The 21,966-nt window shown below is 61.0% G+C and carries 21 protein-coding genes and 1 tRNA gene; 11 read left to right on the top strand and 11 right to left on the bottom strand.

The window, feature by feature from the left end:
* Window positions 1–36: 36 nt before the first annotated feature.
* The 5 genes from pstB to phoR form a co-directional block, all read right to left on the bottom strand.
* Window positions 37–852 (bottom strand): phosphate ABC transporter ATP-binding protein PstB, encoded by an 816-nt coding sequence (pstB, locus tag IFT66_RS15870; RefSeq protein WP_192078193.1) that lies wholly within the window; start codon window positions 850–852, stop codon window positions 37–39.
* Window positions 853–867: 15 nt separating this feature from the next.
* Window positions 868–2,184 carry a phosphate ABC transporter permease PstA gene (pstA, locus tag IFT66_RS15865; protein ID WP_092663658.1) on the bottom strand — a complete coding sequence of 439 codons (1,317 nt, stop codon included), beginning with the start codon at window positions 2,182–2,184 and terminating at the stop codon, window positions 868–870.
* Entirely contained in the window at window positions 2,181–3,665 is a 1,485-nt protein-coding gene (gene pstC / locus IFT66_RS15860) for a phosphate ABC transporter permease subunit PstC (RefSeq protein ID WP_062453934.1), read from the bottom strand. Before pstC ends, pstA begins: the two co-directional genes overlap by 4 nt.
* 187 nt (window positions 3,666–3,852) lie before the next feature.
* On the bottom strand, window positions 3,853–4,887 hold the full coding sequence (locus IFT66_RS15855; protein WP_062453935.1) for a substrate-binding domain-containing protein: 1,035 nt from the start codon (window positions 4,885–4,887) through the stop codon (window positions 3,853–3,855).
* A 195-nt stretch (window positions 4,888–5,082) separates the two neighbouring features.
* Complete coding sequence (gene phoR, locus IFT66_RS15850; RefSeq protein WP_082471822.1) at window positions 5,083–6,399, bottom strand: phosphate regulon sensor histidine kinase PhoR; 1,317 nt, start codon at window positions 6,397–6,399, stop codon at window positions 5,083–5,085.
* 97 nt (window positions 6,400–6,496) lie between these two features.
* Here phoR and ppk2 point away from each other — a divergent pair, with 97 nt between their 5' ends.
* A complete protein-coding gene (ppk2, locus tag IFT66_RS15845) occupies window positions 6,497–7,375 on the top strand; it encodes a polyphosphate kinase 2 (protein WP_062453936.1) in 879 nt (292 codons plus the stop codon).
* A gap of 50 nt (window positions 7,376–7,425) precedes the next feature.
* Here the strand turns inward: ppk2 and IFT66_RS15840 are convergent, their stop codons facing one another.
* Window positions 7,426–8,697 (bottom strand): hypothetical protein, encoded by a 1,272-nt coding sequence (locus IFT66_RS15840; RefSeq protein ID WP_192078192.1) that lies wholly within the window; start codon window positions 8,695–8,697, stop codon window positions 7,426–7,428.
* Between the two features lie 295 nt (window positions 8,698–8,992).
* Between IFT66_RS15840 and IFT66_RS15835 the strand changes: the two genes are divergently transcribed.
* Together IFT66_RS15835 and IFT66_RS15830 are read left to right on the top strand one after the other, a co-directional pair.
* The gene (locus tag IFT66_RS15835) at window positions 8,993–9,949 is read left to right on the top strand and encodes an NAD(P)H-dependent flavin oxidoreductase (protein ID WP_192078191.1); all 957 of its coding nucleotides are present in this window, start codon (window positions 8,993–8,995) and stop codon (window positions 9,947–9,949) included.
* A 116-nt stretch (window positions 9,950–10,065) separates the two neighbouring features.
* Window positions 10,066–10,141, top strand: a tRNA-Thr gene (locus IFT66_RS15830).
* 27 nt (window positions 10,142–10,168) lie between these two features.
* Here the strand turns inward: IFT66_RS15830 and IFT66_RS15825 are convergent.
* Together IFT66_RS15825 and IFT66_RS15820 are read right to left on the bottom strand one after the other, a co-directional pair.
* On the bottom strand, window positions 10,169–10,894 hold the full coding sequence (locus tag IFT66_RS15825) for a response regulator transcription factor (protein ID WP_192078289.1): 726 nt from the start codon (window positions 10,892–10,894) through the stop codon (window positions 10,169–10,171).
* A gap of 2 nt (window positions 10,895–10,896) precedes the next feature.
* Window positions 10,897–12,129: a GAF domain-containing sensor histidine kinase gene (locus IFT66_RS15820; RefSeq protein ID WP_184654130.1), complete on the bottom strand. Its 1,233-nt coding sequence runs from the start codon at window positions 12,127–12,129 to the stop codon at window positions 10,897–10,899.
* 239 nt (window positions 12,130–12,368) lie between these two features.
* Between IFT66_RS15820 and IFT66_RS15815 the strand changes: the two genes are divergently transcribed.
* From IFT66_RS15815 to IFT66_RS15795, 5 genes are all read left to right on the top strand, one after another.
* A complete protein-coding gene (locus IFT66_RS15815; RefSeq protein WP_062453953.1) occupies window positions 12,369–13,376 on the top strand; it encodes a substrate-binding domain-containing protein in 1,008 nt (335 codons plus the stop codon).
* An 87-nt stretch (window positions 13,377–13,463) separates the two neighbouring features.
* Window positions 13,464–14,942, top strand: a complete 1,479-nt coding sequence (locus IFT66_RS15810; RefSeq protein ID WP_192078190.1) for an ATP-binding cassette domain-containing protein — start codon at window positions 13,464–13,466, stop codon at window positions 14,940–14,942.
* Window positions 14,939–15,880, top strand: coding sequence for an ABC transporter permease (locus tag IFT66_RS15805; RefSeq protein WP_192078189.1), 942 nt, complete (start codon window positions 14,939–14,941; stop codon window positions 15,878–15,880). Before IFT66_RS15810 ends, IFT66_RS15805 begins: the two co-directional genes overlap by 4 nt.
* Window positions 15,877–16,824 carry an ABC transporter permease gene (locus tag IFT66_RS15800; RefSeq protein WP_192078188.1) on the top strand — a complete coding sequence of 316 codons (948 nt, stop codon included), beginning with the start codon at window positions 15,877–15,879 and terminating at the stop codon, window positions 16,822–16,824. The genes IFT66_RS15805 and IFT66_RS15800 overlap by 4 nt, the downstream gene beginning before the upstream one ends.
* Before the next feature lie 40 nt (window positions 16,825–16,864).
* The gene (locus IFT66_RS15795) at window positions 16,865–17,782 is read left to right on the top strand and encodes an SMP-30/gluconolactonase/LRE family protein (RefSeq protein WP_192078187.1); all 918 of its coding nucleotides are present in this window, start codon (window positions 16,865–16,867) and stop codon (window positions 17,780–17,782) included.
* Window positions 17,783–17,953: 171 nt separating this feature from the next.
* Here IFT66_RS15795 and IFT66_RS15790 read toward each other — a convergent pair whose 3' ends face one another.
* The gene (locus tag IFT66_RS15790; RefSeq protein WP_062453958.1) at window positions 17,954–18,208 is read right to left on the bottom strand and encodes a DUF6074 family protein; all 255 of its coding nucleotides are present in this window, start codon (window positions 18,206–18,208) and stop codon (window positions 17,954–17,956) included.
* A 115-nt stretch (window positions 18,209–18,323) separates the two neighbouring features.
* On the bottom strand, window positions 18,324–19,436 hold the full coding sequence (locus tag IFT66_RS15785; protein ID WP_199864851.1) for an NAD(P)/FAD-dependent oxidoreductase: 1,113 nt from the start codon (window positions 19,434–19,436) through the stop codon (window positions 18,324–18,326).
* Window positions 19,437–19,521: 85 nt separating this feature from the next.
* Here IFT66_RS15785 and IFT66_RS15780 point away from each other — a divergent pair, with 85 nt between their 5' ends.
* The 3 genes from IFT66_RS15780 to IFT66_RS15770 are packed head-to-tail and all read left to right on the top strand — an operon-like array spanning window position 19,522 to window position 21,316.
* On the top strand, window positions 19,522–20,472 hold the full coding sequence (locus tag IFT66_RS15780; protein ID WP_213014980.1) for a D-2-hydroxyacid dehydrogenase: 951 nt from the start codon (window positions 19,522–19,524) through the stop codon (window positions 20,470–20,472).
* A 29-nt stretch (window positions 20,473–20,501) separates the two neighbouring features.
* On the top strand, window positions 20,502–21,050 hold the full coding sequence (locus IFT66_RS15775) for a GNAT family N-acetyltransferase (RefSeq protein WP_192078185.1): 549 nt from the start codon (window positions 20,502–20,504) through the stop codon (window positions 21,048–21,050).
* A complete protein-coding gene (locus IFT66_RS15770) occupies window positions 20,957–21,316 on the top strand; it encodes a GNAT family N-acetyltransferase (protein ID WP_342344778.1) in 360 nt (119 codons plus the stop codon). The genes IFT66_RS15775 and IFT66_RS15770 overlap by 94 nt, the downstream gene beginning before the upstream one ends.
* 64 nt (window positions 21,317–21,380) lie before the next feature.
* On the opposite strand, the gene IFT66_RS15765 is transcribed toward IFT66_RS15770, so the two are convergent.
* The gene (locus IFT66_RS15765; RefSeq protein ID WP_062453961.1) at window positions 21,381–21,773 is read right to left on the bottom strand and encodes a PRC-barrel domain-containing protein; all 393 of its coding nucleotides are present in this window, start codon (window positions 21,771–21,773) and stop codon (window positions 21,381–21,383) included.
* Window positions 21,774–21,966 lie beyond the last annotated feature (193 nt).

Genomic DNA, 21,966 nt, shown 5'->3' with positions numbered 1-21,966 from the left:
TGTCTGCAGTTGCGGCTGACGGGTTCTGCGCTCGCATCAGCCGAAGCGGCCCATGATGTAATCCTGGGTGCGCTGGTCATCCGGATTGGTGAACATCTTGTCGGTATCGTTTTCCTCGACCAGGTGGCCGAGATGGAACATCGCCGTGCGCTGCGAAACGCGGGCCGCCTGCTGCATCGAGTGGGTGACGATCACGATCGTGTAGTTGGCGCGCAGTTCGTGGATCAGTTCCTCGACCTTGGCCGTGGCGATGGGGTCGAGTGCCGAGCACGGCTCGTCCATCAGAATGACTTCAGGCGAAACGGCGATCGCACGGGCGATGCAAAGGCGCTGCTGCTGACCGCCGGAAAGGCCGGTACCGCCTTCATGCAGGCGATCCTTGACTTCTGCCCAGAGGCCGGCGCGCTGCAGGCTTGCCTCGACGATCGCGTCCATTTCCGTCTTGCCGCGGGCAAGACCGTGGATGCGGGGACCGTAGGCAATGTTCTCGTAGATCGACTTCGGGAACGGGTTCGGCTTTTGGAACACCATGCCGACCCGGGCACGCAGCTCCACGACGTCGATTTCCTTGTCGTAGATATCGTCGCCGTCGAGCGTGATCTTGCCGGTGACGCGGCAACCCTCGATCGTGTCGTTCATGCGGTTCATCGTGCGCAGGAAGGTGGACTTGCCGCAGCCAGACGGACCGATCAAAGCAGTGACGGTATTTTGGCGGACATTCAGGTTCACGTCATAAAGAGCGCGCTTGTCACCGTAATAAACGGAGACATCCTTGCCGATCATCTTATATGCAACGTCGTTCATTTTCTTGTCCAGCGCCTTCTCAGCTGCAGCTTCTGACATCATGTTCATTGCTTCCCCCTTCCTCTACCAACGCCGTTCGAAGCGGCGTCGCAAGAGAATTGCGCCAACATTCATCAAGATCAGGAACAGGAGCAGGATCATGATCGCTCCCGAGGTTCGTTCAACGAAGGCGCGTTCCGCCTCGTTAGCCCACATGTAGATCTGTACCGGCAGCGCTGTCGACGGATCCATCGGCGTGGTCGGATAGTTTGCCACGAAGGCGACCATGCCGATCAAAAGAAGCGGCGCGGTTTCGCCGAGGGCGTGCGCGAGGCCGATGATCGTACCGGTCAGGATACCGGGCATGGCAAGCGGCAGGACATGGTGGAAAATCGTCTGCATCTTCGAGGCACCGAGCCCGAGCGCTGCAGCACGGATCGACGGTGGTACTGCTTTCAGTGCCGCGCGGGTGGCGATGATAATGGTCGGCAGCGTCATCAGCGTCAGCACCAGGCCGCCGACGAGCGAGGCCGAGCGCGGCAGGCCCATGAAGTTGATGAAGACCGCGAGACCCAACAGACCGTAGACGATCGACGGGACCGCTGCGAGATTGTTGATGTTGACCTCGATCAGGTCCGTGAACCGGTTCTTCGGGGCAAACTCTTCAAGATAGATCGAGGCTGCGACGCCGATCGGCAGGGACAGGACGAGCACGATCAGCATCATATAGAAGGAGCCGATCAGAGCGACGCCGACGCCGGCTGCTTCCGGACGGCTGGACGCGCCGTTGAAGAAAATGCCGGTGTTGAATTCCTTGGCGAGCGCACCGCTGTCGGCCAGCTGCTTCATCCATCCGACCTGCTGGTCGGACACCTTGCGGCTGGTTTCCGCCACGTCGAGATTGATCTGGCCTTTCACGGCGCTGTCGATATCGCCGGCTGCCAGAAGCGAAACCGTCTGGGTCGTGCCGATGATCTCAGGATCGGAAACGACCATATCGCGCAGCTGGCCACGAACGCCGTCCGAAATCATCTGGTTGACGGCACGCAGACCCTGGCGATCGTTTTCGGCGACGCCCAGAACCTTCGCCAGCGCATTGCGGGCGACGATCGGGTAGTTGGCCGTCATCAGCTTGGCCGGATCCGTAGCCCGCACATTATCCTTGTCGATTATCTGCTGCGAGAACTCCACAGGGATGGTGATCATCGTCTGCTGAAAGGCGGTATAGCCCTTCGAGACGACCGACCACAGAAGGAGCATCAGGAACAGGATGCCGAACGAGAGAGCAGCGATGCCATAGGCGCGGAAGCGGCGCTCGGCGGCGTAGCGGCGTTTGATACCGATATCGCGACGGGCAGGCTTGGCCAAGACGCCGGCGGTGGAGGAAACCACGTCGGTCATTCGTACTGCTCCCGGTATTTGCGCACGATGTAGAGCGCGTAGATGTTGAGGCAAAGCGTGATCGCAAACAGCGTGATGCCGAGTGCGAAGGCGACAAGCGTCTGCGGCGAGGTGAATTCAAGGTCGCCCGTCAGCTGGCTGACGATCTTGACGGTCACCGTCGTCATCGGCTCGAACGGGTTGAGCTGCATGCGGGCGGCGACGCCTGCTGCAAGCACCACGATCATGGTTTCGCCGATGGCGCGTGAGGCAGTCATCAGAAGTGCGCCGACGATGCCCGGCAGTGCTGCCGGCAGGACGACCTTCTTGATGGTTTCGGACTGGGTGGCACCGAGACCGAGCGAGCCGTCACGAAGCGTTCCCGGCACGGCGGTGATAATGTCGTCCGACAGCGACGAGACGTAAGGGATCAGCATGATGCCCATGACGAAGCCGGCGGTGAGAACGCTCTGCGCCTGGATAAAATTTGCATAATCGCCGGTTACGAGGCCATTCAGCTGCGAAGACAGGTCGCGCAGGAACGGGCCGACCGTTGTCAGGGCAAAGAAGCCGTAGACGATGGTGGGAATGCCGGCAAGAACTTCGAGCAGAGGCTTTGCCACGGAGCGGACACCGCGGGAGGCGTATTCCGACATGTAGATCGCGGAGAACAGGCCGCTCGGGACGGCGACGAGCATGGCGACGAAGCCGATATAGAGTGTGCCGAGAAGCAGCGGGATAAGGCCGAACTGACCAGCCGAGTCCGTGGCGCCGGCGGCCGCAAAGCGCGGATCCCAGACGGTGCCGAAGAAGAACTCCCACGGCGGGATGCTGGTGAAGAAGTGCGTTGCTTCCGTCAGCATCGAGGCAACGATGCCGACCGTGGTCAGGATCGCGATCGAGGATGCGACGACGAGGCTGGCGAGGATCACCTTCTCGACACGGTTGCGAGCCCGAAACCGCGGCGCGATGCGCGTGTAGGAAAAGCCGGCGCCGATCAGGGCTGCCAGAAGGACTACCGCGGTCATAACCCAGTTGCTGATCTTGGTCATTACGTTGAGATCGCCAGCGGACTCGACCATGTATGGTTCGGGGTCGCCGGCAAGCGGGACGCCCTTAGCGCCAAGCGCTGCGCGCAGTTCGACGGGATTTCCGCCGATGCGCTCGATCTCGTCCAGGCTCAGTACGTTCATGCCGCGCGCAAGCGAGCTTACCATGCCGAAGGAGAGACCCTGTTCGGCCGGCGAACGCGCCTTTACGTCTTCAGGAAAGCCATCGAGGACAGTGGAGTTGATATAGAGCGGGCTGACGACCAGCCACGCGGCCAGGATGAGAACCGATGGCAGAACGGCGCAGAGTGCGACGAAGGTGCCGTAGTAGCCCGGACGTGAATGAAGCTTTGAGGAACGGCCGCCGGCGATTGCCAGGGCGTGCCTGGTTCCGACAACGTAACAAGCGATCGCAATTATCGCCAGAATCAATAAAATCAATGGTGTGCTCATTAAAATCCCCCGGCCTACCGCCATCGACGGCACCCATTACCGCACAAATCCCACCATCGGAATCAATATGTTTCGCCATCCAAAACGCAGCGACTGACGCCAGGCTTTGCTTCTGTCGCGCGACGGACAAGTCGCCGCTTGGCCCGAAAGAAGACCGGCGCCGCAGGAAGCGGCGCCGGAACTTTGATTACATGGTCTTGCCGGCTTCGAAGTCCTTGCGGACCTGTTCGCGCTGATCGTCCGGAGCAGCAACCAGGCCGTATTCGGCAAGCGGGCTGTCAGGGCCGATCATTTCGTCGGAGATGAAGAACTCAACATATTCCTTGAGGCCTGGGATAACGCCGAGGTGAGCCTTCTTGACGTAGAAGAACAGAGGGCGCGACACCGGGTACTTGCCCGAAGCAATGGTTTCGGTGGAAGCAACGACATCCGAAACGGTCGCGACCTTCAGCTTGTCCATGTTGTTTTCATAGAAGGCCAGGCCGAAAACGCCGAGGCCGGTCTTGTTGGCCGAGATGCGAGCCAGCGTTTCGGTGTAATCGCCGTCGATGTCGACAGCTGCGCCGTCCTTGCGGACTGCAACGCACTTGGCAGCAGCCTGCTTGGCATCGGTGATGGCAGCCTTGATGACGTCCGTCGCGCCGGCTTCCTTGCAGCCTTCAGCCATGATCTTCTCTTCGAAGACTTCGCGGGTGCCGTGCTTGGAGCCTGGGATGTAAGCTGCGATCGGGCCCTTAGGCAGGGTCGCATTGACTTCCGACCAGTTCTTGTAAGGGTTGGCAACGAGCTTGCCGTCGACGACGACTTCAGCGGCCAATGCCTTGTAGAGATCCTTCGGGGTTATCTTCATGTCGCCGTTCGACGAGTCGGCGGCGAATACGATACCGTCGTAACCGATGCGGATTTCCTGAACGTCCGTGACACCGGCAGCCTTGCAGGCTTCGGCTTCGCTCTTGTTGATCTTGCGCGAAGCATTGGCAACGTCGATCGTGCCTTCGCCGACGCCGGAGCAGAATGCCTTCAGACCGCCGCCCGTGCCGCCGGACTCAACAACCGGTGCCTTGAAGTTCGGGTTGGTCTCGGCAAAGGTCTCGGCAACGATCTTCGCATAGGGAAGAACGGTGGAGGAGCCGGCAACCTGAACCTGGTCGCGTGCGGATGCAACGCCGGCAAAGGCAACAGAGGCCACGAGGGCTGCTGCGGAAAGTTTGAACATGTTCATCGAAGTTCTCCCGGTATGGGTTTCCAGAAATCTTGTCATGCCGGCCTCTTAGACATTTGCCGGCTCTCGGCCCGCTGGTCATAGCCGCCCTTGGCCTTAGCTTTTATGTCACTTCGGTGAAACATTTGTGACAATTCAAGCTGTTGAAAATATTGACGTTCTGGAAGAGACCGGGAAAACTGGGTTGGTTTTATGTCAGAAACGGACGGTAAACTCCGTCCCCTTGCCGAGTTCCGACTTCACAAGCAGGCGGGCGCGGTGCCTGGTGAGGATATGCTTGACGATGGCAAGCCCCAATCCGGTGCCCTTCTTGGAGCGGCTGTCGGCGACGCTGACGCGATAGAAACGCTCGGTCAGGCGGGGAACGTGCTCAGCGGGAATGCCCGGACCCTTGTCGATGACATTGACTTCGACCGGCAGCCTGCCGCCGCCTTTCAGGAAGACATCGACGAACTTGCCCTCCTGGCCATACTTGCAGGCATTCTCGATGAGGTTCTCGATCACTTCGATCAGTTCGTCTCGATCGCCCAGCACATCGACCCTGCCTTCGGGAAGATGCAGGCGGATTTCGACGCCCAGTTCCTCAGCCAAAGGCAAGAGCGCGTCGCTGACATGGATGATCAGCGGCTTCAGGTCCACGGTCTGGTCCGGAGCAATATGCGACTTCAGTTCCAGCCGCGACAGCGAGAGAAGGTCGTCCACCAGTCGGCTCATCCTGGTCGCCTGGTCGAGCATGATGCCGAGAAAGCGTTCCTGCGCCTTCGGATCGCCGCGAGCCGGGCCCTGGATTGTCTCGATGAAGCCTCTGAGCGAGGCAAGCGGCGTTCTCAGCTCATGGCTTGCATTGGCGACGAAATCGGATCGCATCCGGTCGATGCTTCGCAGTTCGGAGACATCGCGGAACGACAGGAGGTAATAGTTTCCCATGCCAGGTGCCAGGTCGGCGATATCGATCGGCGCCACGCGCAGGATGAAGACCCGTTCGGACGGAAGTCGCTCGGAATGTTCGATCTGGTTGGGTTGTCCGGTCGCGATGGTTTCGCGCAGCATGTCGAGAATACCGGGCGACCGCAGCCGCGCCGTCAGATGGGTGCCGATCGGCAAATCGCCAAAGGCCCGCTCCGCCGCCTTGTTGCGGTAGAGAACGGTGATGTCTCCACCCAGCACCACGACCGGCATGTCCAGCGTGCCGAGAGTTGCAGAGATCAGCGGCAGCGGGTCGAAGACGGGTGGCTCCGGAACAGGCATTTCAACCGGTACGACAGGTATCTCCGGCAAGGGCCGGGACAGCACGGCGACGACGAGGGGAAGCCAGAGCGCGAAGACCAGAAGATCGTTCGCGCCGGCAACAAAAGCGATCACCGCGATCGTCGAGAGCAGCAGAAGCAGCAGCCACTCGCGCCGGAAGCGAAGTGCCAGCTCTTGCGCAAACCCGCGCTCTTCCTTCGGCAACGCTTCCACGCGCGAACCCCTTTTTGTTTGGTCGAACTTGCGGTCATATAACGCTTGCATGACAGATATGCATCGGTCCTGAGGGAAACCTCAAGCCCTGCAAACCGTTGAAGCAGTCGCAGCCGTTTCGGCCGCCGAAGGAAAAAGGACAGCAATCATGGCAGAGACAAGCAGCCGGTCAGCGGAACTGGAAATCGATGGCAAGCTGAGGCATTTCGACATTGACGATCCGAAACTGCCCGGCTGGGTGCATGATCACGCGCTGGAATCCGGCGGCTTTCCCTATGACCACAAGTTGGACAAGGAGAAATACGCCAAGCAGCTGGAGAAGCTGCAGATCGAGCTCGTGAAGGTGCAGTACTGGCTGCAGGATACCGGCAAGCGGATGATTGCGCTGTTCGAGGGGCGGGATGCTGCCGGCAAGGGCGGTACGATCATGTCCATCCGCTCCTATATCAATCCGCGATCTGCACGCGTGGTGGCGTTGAGCAAACCTTCGCCCACCGAAGCGGGCCAGTGGTATTTCCAGCGTTACGTGTCGCACTTCCCGACGTCGGGCGAGATCGTGCTGTTCGACCGCTCCTGGTACAATCGCGCGGTGGTCGAGCCTGTCATGGGCTTCTGCAAGCCGGGCCAATACGAAGCCTTCATGAAGGACGTTCCGCAATTCGAGGAGATGATCGTCGACGACGATATCCATCTGTTCAAGTTCTGGCTGGATATCGGCCAGGAAATGCAGCTGAAGCGGTTTCACGACCGGCGCCACGATCCGTTGAAGATCTGGAAGCTTTCGCCGATGGACATCGCGGCACTGAACAAATGGCCTGACTACACCGCAAAGCGCGACCAGATGCTGGAGCGAACACACAGCAAGCTTGCGCCATGGACGGTGGTGCTGGCAAACGACAAGCGGCGTGCGCATCTGAACGTCATCCGCCACATCCTTGGATCCCTCGATTACGAAGGGAAAGACAGGGACGCGATCGGTGAGATCGACGACAAGATCCTCGGATTTGGCAGCAAGTTCCTGAAATAGAGACAGACAGGTGAGCGAGCCGGACGACGTTGTCGTCCGGCGTTCAGGGTTCAGCCTGCGGGCAAAATGCGGACGGAGTAGAGCAGGACCGGTCTGTCGGAACCGTCGAGGCCGGTATTGATCAGGATGCGGCCCGGCGCGTTTGGCGCGATCGCCCGGTCGAAGCTGACCTTGAACAGGGCTTCCAGTCGCTCCTGGGTTGCTGTGAACCGATGTCTTGCGCAGCCTCCAAGGCTGCCGAAATCGCAGCGTATCGACATCTGGACACCTTGGTTGCCGCCAGCCTGGACGGTGACTGCGATGGTGGCCGGCCCGCCTGCCAGGCGCTGCAATACATCCGCCGGAACCGTGACGGCGATATCACCGCCGGTTTGCGGGGTTGCCGACAGGAGCCGAACGGCTGGACCTTCCGAACCGGTTGCAGCCTCTGCCTTTGCCTCGCGACCGACCTGCAGCGTATCGATCTGCTTCGGTTCGAAGACCTGCGCCCATTCATCGGAAAAGCCGCCGCGAGGATCAAAGCGCGCATTGGGACCCGCCTGCGATTGCGACGCCCGGTTGGCGGCCTGCAGGGCCTCGTCCATCACCGACTGGACCAGGCCCGAATTATAGAAATACCAGCAAGCGACGCCGACGACTGCAAGCGAGATGACCCATTTCAGCAGCCAGGAGATCAGCCGCTGACGACGGCTCTTGCGCGGCTTGGCTGCAGGGTTCGTCTCGGCGTCGAGAGATCCGCGCCGCTTCCTGCCGCGCTCGGGCTTGGCAACAGGCGGTTGGCCACGTTGCACGCGGTCCGGCTCGACCGAGGTCAGTCCGTCCATCTGCGGCACTTCGGATGAGGCCGGACGGAAATCCGGTCGCGCGGCGCCGAGACTTCCGAGATCCCCGGCCGACTGGACATCGTTGGGCTGCCTCTGGTCATTTGCCGGCGATGGCGCGCGTGTTGCGCCGCCGAGACCGGTATCCGGATCGGGGGCGGCTACCCTTTCATCCGCAACGATCGGGGCTGCGACATCTGGAGCTGCGGCTCTGGCCGTGGCGGCAGGTGCGACGACCGGGTCGATGACAGGATGAGTGATCTCGTCAGGCTCGTTAGCGGGACCGGCCAGCCGGTCCACTTCCTCCGTCTCGATCTCGCGGATCTTTTCTTCCAGCCGCTTTTGCTGCTGCATGACAATCAGCTTGTCGGTCACGCCCTGGCGCTGCAGACCTGCTTCCAGCGCCTGTCGCGCCGACTGATAAATCCGTGCCCGCGTGTCGCCATCGGTCCGATCGGAACGATCAAGGGCATTCCTGATGGCTGTTTCCAAACCGCTCACTGCGGATCCTTCCGGTTGTGCATACCCGACTGCCGGCCTTGCTGAAAAGACGGCGTTAATTTTCGGTAACCTCTCCGTCGCCGAACTGCAAGCCGGTGGTCAATGGCCTTCCTTCGCCAAGATTGGGGAGAAGATATGGTTAGGCTTGAGAATGCCGCGGAAACAGCCGCTTATCGACCCGCCAGTGCGCATGGCACGCATACCTTCGCCAGACGGAGCCATCTTTCCCGAGCCGGATGCATCTGGTAAAACCGATCTTACGTGTGCGTAAACGTAAACCAAAAGGAGATTGCCGATGCTTCCGGACGTGCTGAGACAAGGACTGCGAATTCCCGTCGTGGCGTCGCCGCTGTTCATCATCTCGCATCCGGCACTGACCTTGGCGCAGTGCAAGGCCGGCGTGATCGGCGCCTTCCCTGCCCTCAATGCTCGCCCGGAAAGCCAGCTGGACGAATGGCTTGCCATGATGACCGAGGATCTTGCCACCTATAATGCAGCCAATCCCGATAGGCCGGCCGCACCGTTCGCCGTCAACCAGATCGTCCATACATCCAACAGGCGGCTGGAACACGATCTGACGATGTGCGTGAAATACAAGGTGCCGATCGTCATCTCCTCGCTCGGCGCAGTGCCGGAAGTGAATGCCGCTGTTCATTCCTATGGCGGCATCGTGCTGCATGACGTCATCAACAACCGGCATGCGAAGTCCGCGATCCGCAAGGGTGCCGATGGGCTGATTGCTGTCGCAACCGGTGCCGGCGGGCATGCAGGGACGCTGTCGCCCTTCGCGCTTGTCCAGGAAATCCGCGAATGGTTCGACGGGCCGCTGCTGCTGGCCGGCTCGATCGCCACCGGCGGCGGCATTCTGGCAGCACAGGCGATGGGGGCCGACATGGCCTATATCGGCTCACCCTTCATCGCCACGCACGAAGCACGCGCGGTTGACGGCTACAAGCAGATGATCGTCGATTCGTCCGCCGCCGATATCGTCTATTCCAACTATTTTACCGGCATCCACGGCAACTACCTGAAGGGCTCGGTGACGGCGATGGGGCTCGACCCGGATGCGCTTCCAAGCGCCGATCCGACCAAGATGGATTTTGACGCGGCAGTGAGCGGCCCGAAGGCCTGGAAAGACATCTGGGGCGCCGGCCAGGGCGTCGGCGCCGTCAAATCCGTGACCTCAGTCGAGGAGTTGGTCGGCCGGCTGGAGCGCGAATATGCACAGGCCCGCACCCGTCTTGCTCTCTGACAGCCCACGGACCGCAGCGATAAAATTTCTCGCCGATCGAAAACCGGCTTGAAATCACGCCCCATTGCCTGTATCAGCGCCTTCACTCGCAGCAGGCAACACCTTGCGCTGCGCAGGCCGCTTTAGCTCAGGTGGTAGAGCACATCATTCGTAATGATGGGGTCAGAGGTTCGAGTCCTCTAAGCGGCACCATTTTTCCCAAACGTCTCCCACCCCTCCTCACATCCGCCCCGTCGCCTGCAAATCGCGTTCGGCGCGTTCTAGCGCACTCGTGTTGAGGACTTTGCGCTGGAGGGCGACCGCGACGGCGCGCATGCGGAGGTTGAACCAGCCTTCGCTGCCTTCGTGGTTGCGGCCGCATGATTCGTAGACATCGAGTTTTTCGTAGAGCTGCTGCAGACGGTTCTGGACGCTGCGGAGCGACAGGTGCTTGCGGTGGGCGATCGCCTTGTCGGTGAGGCCGAGCGCGACGTCGATGAGGATTTCGTATTCGACATCGCTGAGGCCGAGCGAATTGCCGAGGCTTTTCTGCTGGATGCCGCGCACTTCGCGGTCGATGACGCACTGGGATTCCATGAAGACGCTGCGCAGCGCCAGCTTCAGCCGGTCTTCGGATGCGGATTTGAGCACGTAGCCGTAGGTCGCGCCCTCGGGCACGATGCGTGAGACGCCGCGCACATAGGCCTCGTCGGAATAGTTCGACCAGAACAGTATTTTCGTATCGGGACGTTCGCGCCAGATGGTGCGCGCCGCTTCGATGCCGTTGCGCTCGCTCATCTGCAGGTCCATCACCACATGCTCGATGCGCGAGGAGCGCGCCTGCGCCTCGCCGATGAGGCCGTTTTCGGCCTCCACAACGCTACGGCACTCGGGAAGGGCCGCACGCACCGCCTCGTGGAGATAGGAGCGGTGAAGCGCGTCGTCCTCGATAATCAGGACATCCATCATCATCCTATCTCTGCCCCGTTTTTCGGCTGTATCGGAAGGGTCAGCCGCACGAGCGTGCCGCGATCTTTCGCGCTGGTGATCTCGAACCTTGCGGAGATCAGCCGCGCGCGGGTCTTCATGTTGTCGATGCCGTGGCCGGCGCGGTTTTCGGGCGCGCCGATGCCGCCGCCGTCATCCTTCACCTCGATCGAAAGAGCCCTGCCCGACTGGGTCAGCGCCACCTCGATCCGGTCCGTCTGGCCGTGGCGGATGGCGTTGTTGACTGCTTCCTGGACGATCCGGAACAGGGCGATTGCGACCGTCGGATCGAGATCGCGAAGCGTGCCGCCGGTCTCGTCGGTCATCTCCCAGGCGATCGTCTGGCCGCTTTCGCGCACCGACCGCTCCAGATGGTTCTCGATCGCTTCGGCGACGCCGAACAGCTGCAGCACGGTGGGCTTGGCTTCCTCGATGATCTCGCGAAGATCGTGCATGCATTGCTGCATGGCGCGGCAGAGCGGCTCCAGCGCATCGCCCGGCACGCTCGCAACACCGGTCAGCTTCTCCATGCGGCGCGTCAGCCGGGTGAGATCGGCGAGCGTCTGGTCGTGTAGATCCATGCCGATCCGCTGGCGTTCCGCCTCCAGGGCCTCGGTGAGCTTCAGGGCGCCCAGCCGCAAGCCCTCCTCGCGGGCGCTGGCTTCGGTCTGGATCACGGCCGAGCGCTTGGCCTGTTCGGCCGCCCGCAGCGCGAAGAAATAGGGGGCGAGCAGGTCGGCCACCGCGCGTGCGTTCTCGACATCCTCCATCGTGTAGCAGTCATACTGCCGGCTGGAACAGCTGAGCGCGCCGATCACGTCGCCCTGGGCTTTCAGCGGAACATGGAGACGGCTTTTCAGCGACAGCTCGATGATGGGGCTCGCAAAGGCGCCGTCGAAATGAAAGCGCGGATCGGTCAGGGCATTGCCCGAGAGAAGATAATCCACCTCGCCGGCCAGCAGCGTGCGGATCGGGCTGCCGGTCAGGAGCGCCGGCGGCTCCTTGCTCCAGGCGGTGTCGAGGCCGCTTTCATAGGCGATATGGTATTTGCCATCCAGCATCTTGATGCAGACGTCGAGATGGTCGTGCGGGATGATATGGCTGATCTCCTCGCCCACGGCCTTGATGATCGCATCGAAATCGAGCTGGCCGGCCAGCAATCTCGAAATGCCGAGATAGCGGTCGAACAGCGAGTTGCGCGCCGGATTGAGCATGATCAGGCCTCCTCCCAGGCCCTGGCGACATTAAGCGCCAGCTTTTCAGTCACGTCCTGCGGGAACCCGCAGACTTTGCGCGAATGCCCGCAGAAAGCGTGCTTGGATGCGCCTGTACAACATTAGAAAACTCCTCCATTCTCGATTTACTGAGCAAAAGGGGCTCAGGGCAATCATTATCTCCGGACACCCGTTGAGGAGCGGCCCGGGGATATAGAGGGAGCTTTTGGGAGGAAATCATGAATATCAGAACGATGCTTGCGGCATCCGTTGCCGTCGCGTGCCTGTGTGGTCCGGCGCTTGCCGATACCTCATCCAAGAAGATCGCGCTTTCCAACAATTATGCCGGCAATTCCTGGCGACAGGCGATGCTGACGAGCTGGGACAAAATCACCAAGGAAGCCGTTTCCAATGGCGTGGTCGCAGCTGCTGATCCGTTTACCACGGCCGAAAACCAGGCGACCGAACAGGCCGCCCAGATCCAGAACATGATCCTGCAGGGTTATGATGCGATCGTCATCAATGCCGCGTCGCCGACCGCACTCAACGGCGCCGTCAAGGAAGCCTGCGACGCCGGCATCACCGTCGTGTCCTTCGACGGTATCGTGACTGAACCCTGCGCATGGCGCATCGCGGTTGACTTCAAGAAGATGGGCGAGAGCCAGGTCGACTATCTCGCGAAGAAGCTGCCGAAGGGCGGCAATCTTCTCGAAATCCGCGGCCTTGCCGGCGTTTCCGTGGACGACCAGATCCATGCAGGCATCCAGGCAGGCGTTGCCAAGCACACCCAGTTCAAGGTGGTCGGCTCTGTCAACGGCGACTGGGCGCAGGACGTGGCCCAGCGTGCGGTTGCCGGCATCCTGCCGAGCCTTCCGGACGTAGTTGGCGTGGTGACACAGGGCGGCGACGGGTATGGTGCGGCACAGGCATTTGCCGCCGCCAAGCGCCCGACGCCGACGATCGTGATGGGTAACCGCGAAGACGAACTCGTTTGGTGGAAGCAGCAGAAGGACAAGGACGGTTACGAGACCATGTCGGTCTCGATCGCGCCTGGCGTCTCGACGCTTGCCTTCTGGGTGGCCCAGCAGATCCTCGACGGCAAGGAGGTCAAGAAAGACCTCGTCGTGCCGTTCCTCAGCATCGACCAGGCGGGCCTCGAAGAAAGCCTGAAGACCACCCAGAAGGGTGGCGTGGCGAATGTCGAATATTCGCTGGCAGACGCCAAAAAGGTGATCGACGCCAAGTAGCGTCGCCTCCCGCGTGCCGGGCCGCGAGGGCTTCGACCTCTCGCGACCCGGCATGATTTCCCATTCAAAAAACAGACTGCGATCTGCATGAGCGAAACCTTGAACCGACAAGAGGTTGTGGCCGCGCGCGGCGTCCGTGTGACTTTCGGAGCCGTGAAGGCGCTTGATGGCGCCGACCTCGTGATCCACGCGGGCGAATGCGTCGGGCTGGTCGGCCATAACGGTGCCGGCAAATCCACCATCGTCAATGTCATCAATGGCGGCTTATCTCCCCATGAAGGCTCGCTCCGCTACAGCGGCAACGATGTGCGGGGCATTTCGGCTGCGCGTGCCAACGGCGTGCGCTGCGTATTCCAGGAACTGTCGCTCTGCCCAAACCTGACGGTCGGTGAAAACGCCCGCATCATGCATGCGGAGCTGAAAGGATGGAACTGGCGCGGCCGGGCGCTTTCGCTGGTCGAAACCCAGCTGAAGGACATCTTTCCCGGCCATGCGATCGATTGCGACAGCACGGTCGACGACCTCTCGATCGCCGAACGGCAGATGGTGGAGATCGCCATCAGCTTTGCCGGCATCTCGGCGCCGCCGAAGCTGGTCATTCTGGATGAGCCGACGTCATCGCTCGATGCCGGACTTGCCGCACAACTGATGGCCTATATCCGCAAGTTCGTTGCCGCCGGCGGGTCGGTGCTGCTGATCTCGCATATTCTCGGCGAAATCCTCACCACCTCCGACCGCATCGTCGTGATGAAGGATGGCCGCGTGGTGGCAGATCGCGCCGCTTCAAAATTCAATAACCGCAGCCTTGTCGAGGCGATGGGCAATGTGGTGCGCGAACAGGAGCTTTCCCGCCCCGCGGTTGCGAAGTCGGGCGCTCCGGTGCTTTCGATGCCGGCGCGGCGTGGGCGCGGGCATGGACAGGGAAATGCTTTGCCCTTCGAAGCCTATCGCGGCGAGATGATCGGGCTTGCCGGTCTCGGCGGCCATGGCCAGACGCAGGCGCTGCTCGATCTCTATCTGGCGCGCAACAGCAACTGGTTTCCGACGAAAAAGCGCGACATCGCCTTCGTCGCCGGTGACCGCAGCCTGAACGGCACGTTTCCGCTCTGGAGCATTCTCAAGAACCTGTCGATCGCTTCGCTCGACCAGCTGTCATCGAAGCGGATGATCGACGGTGACCGAGAGAATGCGCTCGGCGAAGGCTGGAAAAAGCGGATCGAGATCCGCACGCCCGACATGGCCAACCGCATCCTGTCGCTTTCCGGCGGCAACCAGCAGAAGGTTCTGTTCGCGCGGGCTCTCGCGACCACCGCCGAAATTGTGCTGATGGACGATCCGATGCGCGGCGTCGATATCGGCACCAAGCAGGAAGTCTACGAGATCCTTCGTTCCGAGGCCGCCAACGGCCGGACATTCATCTGGTACTCGACCGAGATGGACGAAATCCGGCTCTGCGACCGGGTCTATGTGTTTCGCGAGGGCGCGATCGTCGCCGAACTTGTCGGAGAGGAGATCAGCGAGAAGAGCGTGCTTTCTGCCTCGTTTTCGCAGGGAGAAGCGGCATGAAGATCTCGTCCTTCACCATTCGCCTGATCATTCCCGCCGCATCGCTGGTGCTGCTGCTGGCGGCCGTCTTCTATATGCAGCCGCGCGCCATGAGCTATAACGGCCTCAACCTGCTGTTCAATCTGGCGGTGCCGATCGCGCTTGCGACCATCGCCCAGATGCTGATCATGTCCGTCAACGACCTCGACCTGTCGATGGGCACGTTTGTGAGTTTCTGCGCCTGTGTCGCTGCGACGCTTTTGCAGACCTCGCCGGCACTCGGCATCCTGATCCTGCTCGGAGCGATCGCGACCTATGCCGTCATCGGCGTCGTCATCCATCTGCGCGAACTCCCGTCGATCGTCGTTACGCTCGGGATGAGTTTTGTCTGGGGCGGGCTTGCGGTGCTGATCCTACCCTCGCCCGGCGGTACGGCACCGGGTTTTGCGCGATGGATCATGACCGCCAAGCCGCCGCTCGTGCCGATGGCGATCGTTGCCAGCATCCTCATCGCCGCCGTCACCCATACTATCGTGATGCGCTCGTCGTTCGGCGTTTTGATGCGGGGCGTCGGCGGCAACGACCGTTCGGTTGAGCGGGCCGGCTGGTCGGTGATCGGCATTCGCGCCGGAACCTATGCGCTGGCCGGGCTGTTCGCCGTGCTTGCCGGCATCGCGCTGGTGGGGCTTACCACCTCTGCCGATGCCAATATCGCGCTGCGCTACACGCTGTTGTCGATCGCGGGCGTCATCCTTGGTGGCGGCGAGTTCGTCGGCGGCAAGGTGTCGCCGATCGGCGCCGTCATCGGAGCGCTGACGCTGACGCTTGCCGGGTCTTTCCTCTCCTTCATGCGGATCTCGCCGGACTGGCAGATCGGCGCGCAAGGCGCGATCCTGATCGTCGTGCTCGCCCTTCGCCTTGCCCTCAACCGCCTCGAAAAGCGGGAGAAGAGCCAATGACCATGCAACGTCTTCTCGTCGCCAAGCCATGGATCTGGTCGTTTGCAGCAACCGCCATCGTCTGGATCATCACCGTTCTCTTCACCGGCGGGGCAAGCTCGTTCGGCCTCTCGCAGGCAGCACTGACGTTTGCCGCGTTTTCGGTCATCGTCGGCATCGGCCAGATGTTCGTGATCACACTCGGGCCGGGCAATATCGATCTGTCGGTACCGGCGACGATGACGCTGTCAGGCACGCTTGCCCTGAAGCTGATGGATGTGCAGGACGGCATGATCGTCGTCGGTCTTCTTGCCTCTGTTGGCATCGGCCTCGTTGTCGGGCTGGGCAATTACATCCTGATCAAGCTCTTGCGCATTCCGCCGATCATCGCGACGCTGTCGATGAGTTTCATCGTCCAGTCGGTGGCGATCTGGAGCAATCGCGGCCTGCGCATCAAGCCGCCGGAAACGCTGGCGGAATTTGCCACATCCGGCCTGCTCGGCATTCCCAATGTGGCGCTGGTGGCATTGATCCTGTCGGCCGTCGCCTGGGTGCTTCTGGAAAAGTCGATCTACGGACGCTGGATCTCGGCGATCGGGCAGAGCACGTTTGCGGCCCGCATGACCGGTATCCCGGTCGATGGCACGCGGCTTGTCACTTATATGCTGTGCGCGGTTCTCGCTTCCGTCTGCGGTTATCTGCTGGCGAGCTTCTCCGGAGGTGCTGCGCTCAACATGGGCTCGGAATACCTGCTGATGTCGATTGCGGTCGTGGTCATCGGCGGCACGGCGGTGGCGGGGGGAAATTCGAACATACCGGGCATCTGGGGCGCCTCTCTGTTCATGTTCCTGGTGGTGTCGATGCTCAACACCTATGGCTTCGGCGCCGGTGTGCGCCTCATCCTCACCGGCACGATCATCATCGCCGTCATCCTTCTGGCCGGCGGTCGGCAATCGAGCCGTTAGCTCATCAAGACTTCAGACAGTTTTAACCGGACGCAATGCCATGTCGCAGACATCTTCACCTTACGAAATCCACGACGACCGCTTCCGGCACCTGATCGTTCCGAGTTCAGGCCTGGAGGAGCTCTATTCCGACTGCCGCTGGGCGGAGGGGCCTGTGTGGTTTTCCGATCTGCAATGCCTGATCTGGAGCGACATTCCCAACCAGCGGATGCTGCGCTGGGTGAAAGATGGCGGCGTTTCGGTGTTTCGCACCCCCTCCAATTTCACCAACGGCAATACCCGCGACCGGCAGGGGCGGCTTGTCTCCTGCGAGCATGGTGGTCGTCGCGTGACCCGCACCGAGATCGACGGCTCGATCACGGTGCTTGCCGAAAGCTATGAGGGCAAGCGGCTGAATTCACCCAACGACGTGGTGGTGCACTCGGATGGAAGCGTCTGGTTCACCGACCCGACCTACGGCATCAAATCCGATTACGAGGGCTTTCGGGCAGAGCCTGAACAGGCGACCCGCAACGTCTATCGGCTGGATCCGGAAACCGGCGAGATCGACGCCGTGGTGACGGATTTCGGCCAGCCCAACGGAATTGCCTTTTCGCCGGACGAAAAGATCCTCTATGTGGCCGACTCATCCTCCAGCCACGACCCGTCTGCGCCGCGTCATATCCGCGCCTTCGATGTCGTGGACGGCAGGCAGCTTAAAAACAGCCGGGTATTCTGCGATATCGACAACGGTCTGGCGGACGGGTTCCGCGTCGATGTAGCAGGCAATGTCTGGACGAGCGCCGGAGACGGCGTTCATTGCTTCGGTCCCGACGGCAAGCTTTTGGGGAAAATCCTGCTGCCGCAGACGGCGGCGAACCTCACGTTCGGCGGCCCGCGGCGCAACCAGTTGTTCATCACGGCAACGAAATCGCTCTATGCAATCTTCCTTGCGACGACAGGTGCTGGCCTTAGCTAAGCAAGTGTAAAATTAGCAAACGCAATCCATGGTGAGGCAAGCTTCGGTTATTATTCAACAACCCGTCGCTCACCGCCAAGGAGCGTCACTCGGGAGGATTGGCTACCCGCCGTAGGCGGTCCTCCCGTCATTCACGCGTCACGCGATACCAGTCACGCGCACCGCGAAAAATTAGCCAGCCGATACGTCCGCATCCTGTTCTGCAAACATCATCTGCAGTTCCATCTGGACGGCATGCATGAACAGTGCGGCCTGCCTTGAGATTTCCTGGTCGTCAGCGCCGCGCTGGCGCATGGACCGTGCAAATTCCGCCATTTCCGTTCTCCAGAACTGGTTGGCGGCGTGGCCATGAAGATCACTCAGGGTTTCAGCACATCGTCTGACATCACCAGTGCGTCGATCGGCCGGGAACTGTAAGAGCGTCATTTCAACTCCGTAAATACCGGGCGAATCGCCCGTACTGAGCGAAACAATGAGCTTTACTCCTTCACAAAAGCTGAACGAGGCTCGCAGAGGTGCGTTCCCAAACCTCGCAAAATCGTTAATATATTAGTTTTTCTAGATATTCGGCGATTGCCATCGACGATGTCAGCCCGGGCGACTCTATTCCGTAGAGCGCCGCATACCCCGGGTGGCCCGTTTGCGTCGGTCCCTGAATGATGAAATCACCGCCGCCGCCTCCCTTGGGACCGACGACCTTTGGGCGGATGCCGGAATAGGCGGGCACAAGCGTGCCATTGGCAAGATCCGGCCAGTAACGGCGGATGGCGGAATAGAACTTCTGCGATCGATCGGGATCGACGTCATAGTCGATCGTATCCACCCATTCGACATCAGGGCCGAATCGAGCCTGGCCGGCCATATCCAGCGTCAGATGCACGCCGAGCCCGCCGGGTTCTGGCACCGGATAGATCAGCCGCTGCGAAGGCGCACGGGCAGACAGCGAGAAATAGGATCCCTTGGCATAGTGGCGTTCGGGAATGGTCGTAGGATCGAGGCCTCCGATTTCGGCGGAAATGCCCCAGGCGCCAAGGCCTGCCGCGTTGACGACCAGCTTTGCGTCGACGTCGACGGGATCGGCTCCACCGACCGACAGGCCCACCGAATCATCCCGCAAGGCGCCGCCGAGAACCGGAGAGTTGAGGACGATGCTGCCGCCGTTGTTCTCGATGTCCGCGATATAGGCTTCCATCAGCCGGTGGCTATCGATGATGCCGGTTGAGGGCGAAAGCAGTGCCTTGAAGCCGCGGATATCAGGCTCCATGGCCGCCAGTTCCGCGCCGTCGATCAGCCGGCAATCCTCGACACCATTGGCGGTCGCCTGCTTCAGAAGTTTCTCGAGATAGGCGACCTCCGGCTCGCTCGCGGCAACGACGAGCTTGCCGCAGCGCCGGTGGGGAATGCCGCGCTCCTCGCAGTATTGGTAGAGACTGTGTCTGCCGGCGACTGACAGCGACGCCTTGAGACTGCCTGTCGCGTAATAGAGTCCGGCATGGATGACTTCGCTGTTGCGGGCGGAGGTAATGCTGCCGGTCACTGATTCGGCCTCGAGCACGATCACCTCGCGGCCGGAGAGCGCAAGGCGACGCGCGATCGCCAGCCCCACCACACCGCCGCCGATGACGACGCAATCGAGCTCCAGTATTTCCGCCATGCCCACTCTCGCAGTTTCCGCCTTCCACGCGGCATGACGGATGTTATACGAGAAATCCGGTGAGGCCAGAGGAGGAAAGCCAGTGCTGAAGATCGTATTCCTGGATCGCGACACGATCGGCCCTTCGGTAACGATCACAAGGCCGGGGTTTGCGCATGAGTGGATCGAGTACGGCAAGACGCCGGAAGCTCAGGTGGCAGCGCGGATTGCCGATGCCGATATCGTCATCACCAACAAGGCGCCGGTGCGTGGCGCCTCGATCGCTCAGGCATCGCGGCTGAAGATGATTGCGGTCGCCGCCACAGGTTATGACGTGATCGATCTGGCAGCGGCAAAGGAGCGCGACATCGTCGTTTCGAACGTGCGCGGTTATGCGGTCAACACGGTTCCGGAGCATACATTCGCGCTGATCTTTGGGCTGCGCCGCTCGATCATCGGCTTCCGTCAGGACGTGATCGACGGCGAATGGCAGCGGGCGAACCAGTTCTGTTTCTTCAACCATCCGATCAAGGATCTTGCCGGCTCGACGCTCGGCATTTTCGGCGGCGGGACGCTTGGCAAATCGGTGGCACGGATCGGCGAAGCGCTGGGCATGAGCCCGCTGTTTGCCGATCGCAAGGGATCGACGGAGGTTGCGCCGGGCTATACGGCGTTCAATGAGGTGCTCGAGCGCGCCGATATCATCACATTTCATATGCCGCTGACGCCCGAGACCCGTGACATGATCGGCATCGAAGAGTTCCGGCAGATGAAGCGCAAGCCGCTGGTCATCAACACGGCGCGCGGCGGGCTGGTGAACGAGGCCGACCTGGTGACGGCACTGAACGAGGGCTTGATCGGCGGGGCGGGCTTCGACGTGCTGACGAAGGAGCCTCCGGCACCGGACAATCCGCTGCTTGCCGTTCTCGACCGGCCGAACGTGATCGTCACGCCGCATGTCGCCTGGGCAAGCGACGAGGCGATGCAATCGCTCTGGGCACAGGTCATCGACCATGTGGAGAATTTCGAGAAAGGCGCACCCTCCAACGTTCTGTAGACAGTGTCGGTGGGTGGAGGTCTTGATCAATGCAGCGAACGGAAGCCGTCACGCGTCGCAGCCTTGCGGAAACAACGATGGGGGATGCAGCCGCCGCCTTCACCGAAGGATTTCGCGGCTATGTGGTGAAATTCACGATTTCGCCTGAGGCGTTCTCTTTGCGCATGGCGCGTGAAGATGTTGACCCTGAAGCAAGCGAAGTGTTTTTCGACGGTGACAAGCCCGCCGGGACCCTGCTGATTGCGCGACGTGGGCGACGGTCGCGCGTCAGTGCGCTCGGCATCGGCCCGACGATCCGCGGTCAGGGCCTCGGGACCCGCGTCATGACGGATGCGATTGCCGCTGCAAGGGCACGGGGCGATGACGTCCTTATCCTCGAAGTGATCGATTCCAATATCCGCGCTCGTGACCTTTATCTGTCGGCTTCAGCCGCAGCCGGACACGACCGGTGCCGGAGGTTCCGCCCGCGGCCGAATGCGAATATATGGAAGCGGCCGCGATGCTGTCCCGGTTTGCGGATGCAAACCCGACGTGGCAGACCGATCCGGACTGTTTTCACCATCCCGGGTCACCGCTGAGAAGTTTTTCGATCGGGACGAAGGCTGTCGCTTTGCTTGATGATACGAAGGATGACGTGCGGATCTATGGTTTCGCGGTCGATCCGGCGGAAAGGCGCAAGGGTCTCGGCCGCGCCTTGGCCGACAGCCTCGCGGCGCGCTATCTTGGTCGCAGGCTATATACGGCGGAGAATATTGCAGCTGGGTTGCTTGATCCCTTCATGTGCCGCATCGGATGGCGACGCAGCCGGCTGACGCAGTCCGAGATGGTGCTGAGGCTGGATTGATCGGAAACGCAAAAAGGCCTCGCACGCGGCGAGGCCTTTCGATCAAAAGTAGCTTATCGAGCGACTACATCCAGTATGGCGGGACGCCGTAGTAGTCGTAGACCGACTTGTCCTTGGCGCTGTAGAAGCTGTCGTCGTCGATATCCTTGTAGCGCGGTGCGCCGGAGATCTGATCCTTGGTGAGATCGATCCGGTAACCGTCCAGCTCCTCGTCGTAGTGAAGCTTCTCCCACGGCAGCGGATAGTAATCGTCGCCAATGCCAAGGAAGCCACCGAAGCTCAGGACGGCGTAAGCAACGCGGCCACCCTTTTTCTCCAGCAGAATTCGCGCAATCGAGCCGATCCGCTTGCCATCGGCGCCGTAAACTGCGGTGCCTTCTACCTTGTCGCTGGCAATCAGCGAAACGGTATCTTTGACATAGGGGTCCTGCCCCGCACGCGGTTCATGATGCATCATAACGCAACTCCTTTTTGTCGTGTCGTTATGGCTGAAAAACGGCTTGCGGCCGTGGAGGTTCCGCACTTTGCGTCCAAAAGCTTGCGAGTATCAAGTCTCGGCACGTTGACGCTTACGTCAAAGTTAGATAGCAATTCACGATAGGTTGCGCTGGTCTGTTGGGGCTGACGCATGGCATAGTCATCGACGATGG

The sequence above is a fragment of the Rhizobium sp. CFBP 13726 genome (assembly GCF_014841925.1).
In the GTDB taxonomy this organism is placed as follows: Bacteria; Pseudomonadota; Alphaproteobacteria; order Rhizobiales; family Rhizobiaceae; genus Neorhizobium; species Neorhizobium soli.
Note: the sequence above shows the minus strand (reverse complement) of the source record. Positions and strands in the feature narration are given on the sequence as shown.

What these genes read in the sequence shown, in the direction of transcription:
- ppk2 (WP_062453936.1), top strand. Translation starts at nt 6,497, where the DNA reads ATGGCAGAGACAAGCAGCCGGTCAGCGGAACTGGAAATCGATGGCAAG.
- phoR (WP_082471822.1), bottom strand. Translation starts at nt 6,399, where the DNA reads ATGCAAGCGTTATATGACCGCAAGTTCGACCAAACAAAAAGGGGTTCG.
- IFT66_RS15825 (WP_192078289.1), bottom strand. Translation starts at nt 10,894, where the DNA reads ATGGATGTCCTGATTATCGAGGACGACGCGCTTCACCGCTCCTATCTC.
- pstB (WP_192078193.1), bottom strand. Translation starts at nt 852, where the DNA reads ATGAACATGATGTCAGAAGCTGCAGCTGAGAAGGCGCTGGACAAGAAA.
- IFT66_RS15770 (WP_342344778.1), top strand. Translation starts at nt 20,957, where the DNA reads ATGGAAGCGGCCGCGATGCTGTCCCGGTTTGCGGATGCAAACCCGACG.
- IFT66_RS15785 (WP_199864851.1), bottom strand. Translation starts at nt 19,436, where the DNA reads ATGGCGGAAATACTGGAGCTCGATTGCGTCGTCATCGGCGGCGGTGTG.
- IFT66_RS15815 (WP_062453953.1), top strand. Translation starts at nt 12,369, where the DNA reads ATGAATATCAGAACGATGCTTGCGGCATCCGTTGCCGTCGCGTGCCTG.
- IFT66_RS15790 (WP_062453958.1), bottom strand. Translation starts at nt 18,208, where the DNA reads ATGACGCTCTTACAGTTCCCGGCCGATCGACGCACTGGTGATGTCAGA.
- IFT66_RS15795 (WP_192078187.1), top strand. Translation starts at nt 16,865, where the DNA reads ATGTCGCAGACATCTTCACCTTACGAAATCCACGACGACCGCTTCCGG.
- pstC (WP_062453934.1), bottom strand. Translation starts at nt 3,665, where the DNA reads ATGAGCACACCATTGATTTTATTGATTCTGGCGATAATTGCGATCGCT.
- IFT66_RS15810 (WP_192078190.1), top strand. Translation starts at nt 13,464, where the DNA reads ATGAGCGAAACCTTGAACCGACAAGAGGTTGTGGCCGCGCGCGGCGTC.
- IFT66_RS15765 (WP_062453961.1), bottom strand. Translation starts at nt 21,773, where the DNA reads ATGATGCATCATGAACCGCGTGCGGGGCAGGACCCCTATGTCAAAGAT.
- pstA (WP_092663658.1), bottom strand. Translation starts at nt 2,184, where the DNA reads ATGACCGACGTGGTTTCCTCCACCGCCGGCGTCTTGGCCAAGCCTGCC.
- IFT66_RS15855 (WP_062453935.1), bottom strand. Translation starts at nt 4,887, where the DNA reads ATGAACATGTTCAAACTTTCCGCAGCAGCCCTCGTGGCCTCTGTTGCC.
- IFT66_RS15775 (WP_192078185.1), top strand. Translation starts at nt 20,502, where the DNA reads ATGCAGCGAACGGAAGCCGTCACGCGTCGCAGCCTTGCGGAAACAACG.
- IFT66_RS15835 (WP_192078191.1), top strand. Translation starts at nt 8,993, where the DNA reads ATGCTTCCGGACGTGCTGAGACAAGGACTGCGAATTCCCGTCGTGGCG.
- IFT66_RS15800 (WP_192078188.1), top strand. Translation starts at nt 15,877, where the DNA reads ATGACCATGCAACGTCTTCTCGTCGCCAAGCCATGGATCTGGTCGTTT.
- IFT66_RS15820 (WP_184654130.1), bottom strand. Translation starts at nt 12,129, where the DNA reads ATGCTCAATCCGGCGCGCAACTCGCTGTTCGACCGCTATCTCGGCATT.
- IFT66_RS15805 (WP_192078189.1), top strand. Translation starts at nt 14,939, where the DNA reads ATGAAGATCTCGTCCTTCACCATTCGCCTGATCATTCCCGCCGCATCG.